Source organism: Pedobacter cryotolerans (assembly GCF_005116475.1).
GTDB classification, from domain to species: Bacteria; Bacteroidota; Bacteroidia; order Sphingobacteriales; family Sphingobacteriaceae; genus Pedobacter; species Pedobacter cryotolerans.
Window position 1 is genome coordinate 1 of record NZ_SWBO01000024.1, and the last position, 5,869, is coordinate 5,869.

Here is a 5,869-nt window from a genome sequence, read left to right on the forward strand (position 1 = left end):
GTAGACCAAGACCATGCCTACGCTTGGAGCAGAACGAGAAAAGGTGGTTGGGCAATAGCACAAAGTCCTATTTTAGGCACTACCATTACTTTACAACGCTTGAAGAAAAGAGGTTATATTTCCTTAACCGAATTACATTTACAGCTTAACCCATCTCTTTGCGAACCGCCGAGTACGTGACCCGTACGCTCGGTGGTGTTTGAAATAAGTGTTTATTTTTTATAGGTATTTCAAGATATCGCTTCGCTAAGTTGAGAGGCGCACTCCGTCAGTTTCTGGCGGAGCCGTCTACTCGATTACCCAACGTCATTTTTTTATTTTTAAATTCATTATTAAAACATTATTAACTCTCTTTTTTCTTTTTATTTAACAACTCTCTTAGAATCCATTTTTCGATACTAATTACAACAAAAATCAATGAACCAGCTACAAACGAAATAAATAAACCTTTCCCATCGAGAGACGCTGTTCCAAACACTTTTTGCATAAACGGGGTGTATAAAAACATTGCTTGCAGAAGCATTATTGACCCAATACCCAAAAAGATAAAGCCATTACTGAAAAGACCAATTTTAAAAACCGATTCTTTCAGAGACCTACAGTTTATCAAATAAAATATTTGGAAAAATATAATAAATGTTACTGCTATACTTTGGGAACGAGCCAACGCATCTGTTTGTGCCATTCCGGTTGAAAGTGAATAAGAGTACTCCCAGCTAAAAAGCACGATAGTTCCAACTGTCATAAGTATCGAAACAAAAAACACCCTAAAAGTTACAAATCCGTTGAAAAGAGCTTCATCGGGTTTACGAGGGGGACGGTTCATTACATTAGGTTCTTTTACTTCGAATGCAAGCGGCAAAGCCAATGCTATGGCTGCAACCAAGTTTATCCACAACAATTGTACTGGCAACATAGGAAGCAATAGTTCTTTCGTTATAGGATTAAAAGGAAAGAATATAATGCCATAAATCAATATAAATGCAAGTCCCAAGTTGGTTGGAAGCAAGAATGCGAGAGACTTTAGCAGATTGTCGTAAACCCTTCGCCCTTCTTCAACAGCTGCTGCTATACTCGAAAAATTATCATCGGCAAGTACAATGTCTGCAGATTCTTTCGACACAGAAGTTCCGGTAATTCCCATCGCAACACCAACATTTGATTGCTTGAGCGATGGGGCATCGTTTACGCCATCACCGGTCATTGCAACAACATCATTGGCTTTTTGCAAGGCTTTTACCAAACGAAGTTTGTGTTCGGGGGCTACACGGGCAAAAATATTGGTTGATTGTATGGTTTTATCAAGTTCAGCATCGCTCATTTTCGACAAATCCACTCCTGTTACAACAGTCCCATTGGCCGAGAGGTTTAATTCCATGCCAATAGCACGTGCTGTGGCATGGTGGTCGCCAGTAATCATTTTTACTGTTATTCCCGCATTATGACATGCTTTTATAGCTTCGATTGCTTCGGTGCGTGGCGGGTCAATCATACCTATCAAGCCGATAAACTCAAATCCGTTTTCAATATCATCTACCGATATTTCATCACTTTTACTTTGAGTTTTTTGAGCTATGGCAAGCACTCGCATCCCTTTCGAACCAAGCAATTCTATTTGAGAAATAATCTTTTGTGTATCCAAGTTTACACCACCAACATGTGTTGAACAACGTTTTAGCACAACCTCTGGTGCCCCTTTAAGAATAATATTGTCGTTAAGGGTTGCCATGTATTGCTTTTCAGAGTCGAAAGGCACAACATCTTTTCTTGGTATTTCCTGACGTAAACCATCAATTGAAATCCCCGCTTTTGCAGCTGCAACGACCAAAGCAACCTCGGTAGGGTCGCCCGAGATACTGTATTCGTTTGCGGTATAAAGCACATTTGCATCACTACAAAGCACAGCTTTTTTAAGCAAAAGCAACATATCTTCGGGTAAAGCTGCTAGTTCAGCATTGTTTTGTTTGAAAACACCAGCTTTATGATAACCAACACCTGTTACTTGTATGCTATAGTTATAGTTCCACAATTCACTTACAGTCATTTCGTTTCGTGTAAGTGTTCCAGTTTTATCAGAGCAAATAACAGTTGTACTTCCTAAAGTTTCAACCGCAGGAAGTTTACGAATAATGGCGTTTCGTTTTGCCATACGTTGTACCCCAATGGCAAGGGAAATGGTAACAACAGCCGGGAGACCTTCAGGGATAGCACCAACTGCCAAAGCTATTGCAAAAATTAAGCTTTCTTTAAGTGCATCGAACAATAATACCCCTTGCCCCAATGCACGGTATGTTCCAATAAACATAATAATTGCAGTGATAGCAACAATACCAATGGTTAAGTATTTGCCAATAACACCTAACTTTTTTGTTAATGGCGTATCTAAATCAACGGTTTCGTTAAGCATATCGGATATTTTACCAAGTTCGGTATCCATACCCGTTTTTACAACCACTGCCGTAGCAGTGCCTGAAACTACTAAAGTGCCACTATATACCATACATTTTCTGTCGCCAATTACAGCATCGGGAGTTACAGCTTCGGTAGTTTTTTGAGACGGCACCGATTCTCCTGTTAAAGCAGCTTCTTCTACTTGTAGGTTTTTTTGCTGTATTATCCTCATGTCGGCAGGGATGCGGTCGCCGGCAGCCACCTGAACAATATCGCCGGGAACAATCTCAGAAACAGGTATGGTTATTATATTGCCATTTCGAATTACTGTAGCATTTTCGGGAACCATGTTACTTAGAGCTTCAATGGCTTTACCTGCTTTGTATTCCTGAATAAAGCCAATAATTGAGTTTACTACCACTACGGCAAGCACTACCATTCCATCGGTAATTTTACCCAATGCGGTAGCCAACGTGCTTGAACCAATTAAAACCCAAATCAATGGATTGTTAATTTGCCGCCAAAGCACTTTTAAAATGCCATCTTTATTTTTACGTTTAAGTTCGTTTGCTCCGTACTTTTGACGTCTTGTTTCTACTTCTTCTAATTCAAGCCCTTGTAATGAACTCTCAAAATTTTCAAGAACCTCTTTATAGTCAATGACATGCCATTTCCCGCTTTCGTTTTTTACCATCTTTGAGAACAAATAAGTTTGTTAATAAAAATTCACATTGTAATGCTTTCAACTATTTTTTTAAAAGCTAAAATTATAGTCGAAAAAAATAATCCAAAATATATAAAAGCTCCCAAAACGGAAAAATATCCAAGAAGAATTATAATTCCGTCTTTCTGAATAATTCCTATTGATAGAAAAAGAATAATTAATGCCGGCAAAGTATTACTAAAGGGCATTAGTCCTAAAGGTATCATTAGCAAAATAGAACCAAACAAAATCAAAAAACCATTGATTTTATTTGCAATTTTGTTACATGTTATGAGTCTAAAACGATGCGGCTTGCTTATTTTTTCTAAAAAATAAAACCACTTTAACCCTTTGTTTAAAGCAGTGCGTAACTTTTCCGATGGGAATGACTTGTTTTTTATAGAAGAAGGTAACCACAAACTTTTATTTAAGAAATTACTTATTCCTATAAAAAAAATTATGCCTCCAAAAACAGTACTAATACCAGGTATTGACACTGGAATTAGAAATATTATAGATAATATTGATGCAAATATTAATAAACCGTCGTTTCCTAATAGGTTTATTATTTCAGATAATGTCAGATTTCTGTCAGGTATTTTACTAATTATTTTTTTTACTTTTTCTAATAATGTATTGTCAAAAAAATCATCTTTTTTCAAAAAGACAACTAATTCTCTATTTTTAACTTGCAACTCTTGTGACATAAAAATAAATTATTTCCAAACAGATTCAATAGAATTACTTTTAAAAGTCAAAAAGCTCTCCTAAGAGTCCTTTCTTTTTTTTGTAACGATAATCATTGTCCCTTGAATGATATTGCTTGCCATGAAACATATCGTCTTGTGGGATTTTAAGATTTTGAGTTGTCCGTTCAATGATTTTATCAAGTTCACCGCGGTCAAGCCAAACACCTCGGCATTCAGGACAGTAGTCAATCTCTATTCCGTTACGGTCTGTCATAACCAGATTTACATCTTTGCAATTTGGACATTTCATTTTTTTAGTATTTAGTTGGTTAATAATTATTTGCTTAAAGGTTTTGTAACTTTATTAACTACAGAATCAAGTTTAGTGGATGATTTCTGTATAAGTGAATCAAGTTTTATTACCTTTTGATGTTCTTTATCGATTAGCGAATCGAGAGTTAGAACTTTATCGACCTCTTGGTTTAGCAATGAGTCTAATGATTCTGTTTTTTTTAGTAACTGTTCCATCTTTTCGTCAACTTTTTTGCTTACATCGCTGCAAGAAAAAAATGTAATCGAAAAGAATGCTAGAAAGATGCTTATTTTCAAAACTTTTCCCATAATTGTGTTTTTTTAGTGTTTCTCAAAAATACTTAATTTATAGTTTTATTTATACGCTGTCCATTTCTTTATTATGTTGGGTAACGTTTTGTGGCTTGCTTTCAGTGGCGTTGCACCAACACCAAGCCATTGCAAATATTTAAATTAAACAACTTCGCCATTTCAAAAATTCCCGAAGCCAGCCATATTTTTAAACCGCTGTGTGTGCCCTGCATATGCAGGACACACCCCGAAAGCTTTTCAAATAGTTCAAAAATACAAATTTAGTTTTACGAACCAAGTTTTCGGGGTGTTATTTTTCCAGAGGGTGCAAGTTCCTTACGAGCGGATTGAAATCCCGAATCGTTAGCACGTCGCAAGCTGGTTTATCGTGAGATATGCAGTGAAGGAAGCGAAACGGCAAAAGTCTGTACCGACGAACAGAAAGTACATAAGAGGCATAGCAATAAGGATGAGTATCCACAGCAATACGAAGTCCAAAACAGTGTTCTGAACATGCTATTAAATCAGATTATTGTTATGTAGATGTACCGGTGATAGACTGAAGGAAAAAGCATTTACCAGGGGAGGTCTTGGCGATTACGAGTTAATCAAGCCAAGAAGTCAGCAGAGGTCATAGTACTTGAAGGCAAACGAGGTGTAAATAGAAACTGCATAGGACTCACAAACAAGGAAGGACTGAACGTAAAGAGGTTTTCAATAAGTAACGGAATCTCGCCAAGGCGGATAGCCTTACTTAACGAAAACAGGTTAAAACAAGCTAAAATGATAACAAGAGTAGTACAACCGTTTCATCTTCACAAAGCATTGGAACACGTGATTGCCAATAAAGGCAGTGCGGGTGTTGATGGTGTTTCTATCCGAGAACTCCGCAAGGTGTTTTCAGAAAAGAAACTACAACTGATTGAAGCAATCAAACAAGGCAACTATCAAGTACAACCCATTTTAGGTATTGAAATTCCGAAAGGAAATGGGAAAACCCGATTATTGGGCGTTCCCACCACTACAGAGCGTGTCTTGCAACAAGCTGTAGCACAAAACCTTGCACCACTTTTTGAACCCGAATTTAGTAATTACAGCTATGGATTTAGACCACACAAGAACGCCCGACAAGCCGTTGGACAATCTCGGGATTACATCCATTCAGGATTAAACCACATTGTGGATATTGACCTGAAAAACTTCTTTGATGAAGTTGACCATTGTTTATTACTGAATTTAATCTACAAAAAAGTGAAATGCAAAGCTACGATGCAACTGATACGCAAATGGCTCAGAGCACCGATTAAAATCAACGGAAAGCTACAAAAGAGAAGAAAAGGCGTTCCGCAAGGAAGTCCTTTAAGTCCATTATTGTCGAACATTCTACTGCATCAATTGGATAAGGAAATGACTCGAAGAGGACATAAATTTGTGCGTTATGCGGATGATTTTAGTATCTATTGCAAAAGCCACAATCAAGCCA

The 5,869-nt window shown here is 37.2% G+C and carries 5 protein-coding genes and 1 pseudogene; 2 read left to right on the forward strand and 4 right to left on the reverse strand.

Annotated features, from left to right (window positions below; all coding sequences use genetic code 11):
* Positions 1-180, forward strand: a pseudogene (locus FA045_RS18660) (group II intron reverse transcriptase/maturase); the annotation flags it as partial.
* Positions 181-343: 163 nt separating this feature from the next.
* Here the strand turns inward: FA045_RS18660 and FA045_RS18665 are convergent.
* Genes FA045_RS18665 through FA045_RS18680 form a run of 4 tightly spaced genes read right to left on the reverse strand, consistent with a single transcriptional unit; the run spans position 344 to position 4,404 of the window.
* Positions 344-3,085, reverse strand: coding sequence for a cation-translocating P-type ATPase (locus tag FA045_RS18665; protein WP_136878590.1), 2,742 nt, complete (start codon positions 3,083-3,085; stop codon positions 344-346).
* Between the two features lie 32 nt (positions 3,086-3,117).
* Complete coding sequence (locus FA045_RS18670; RefSeq protein ID WP_136878591.1) at positions 3,118-3,801, reverse strand: exopolysaccharide biosynthesis protein; 684 nt, start codon at positions 3,799-3,801, stop codon at positions 3,118-3,120.
* A gap of 40 nt (positions 3,802-3,841) precedes the next feature.
* The gene (locus FA045_RS18675; RefSeq protein ID WP_068179646.1) at positions 3,842-4,093 is read right to left on the reverse strand and encodes a TFIIB-type zinc ribbon-containing protein; all 252 of its coding nucleotides are present in this window, start codon (positions 4,091-4,093) and stop codon (positions 3,842-3,844) included.
* 26 nt (positions 4,094-4,119) lie between these two features.
* Positions 4,120-4,404, reverse strand: coding sequence for a hypothetical protein (locus FA045_RS18680; RefSeq protein WP_068179644.1), 285 nt, complete (start codon positions 4,402-4,404; stop codon positions 4,120-4,122).
* Between the two features lie 765 nt (positions 4,405-5,169).
* Here FA045_RS18680 and FA045_RS18685 point away from each other — a divergent pair.
* Positions 5,170-5,869: reverse transcriptase domain-containing protein (locus tag FA045_RS18685; RefSeq protein WP_262709617.1), on the forward strand; the 700-nt coding region annotated here is incomplete at its 3' end.

Coding starts and splice junctions, on each gene's coding strand:
- FA045_RS18675 (WP_068179646.1), bottom strand. CDS start 4,093: ATGAAATGTCCAAATTGCAAAGATGTAAATCTGGTTATGACAGACCGT.
- FA045_RS18670 (WP_136878591.1), bottom strand. CDS start 3,801: ATGTCACAAGAGTTGCAAGTTAAAAATAGAGAATTAGTTGTCTTTTTG.
- FA045_RS18680 (WP_068179644.1), bottom strand. CDS start 4,404: ATGGGAAAAGTTTTGAAAATAAGCATCTTTCTAGCATTCTTTTCGATT.
- FA045_RS18665 (WP_136878590.1), bottom strand. CDS start 3,085: ATGGTAAAAAACGAAAGCGGGAAATGGCATGTCATTGACTATAAAGAG.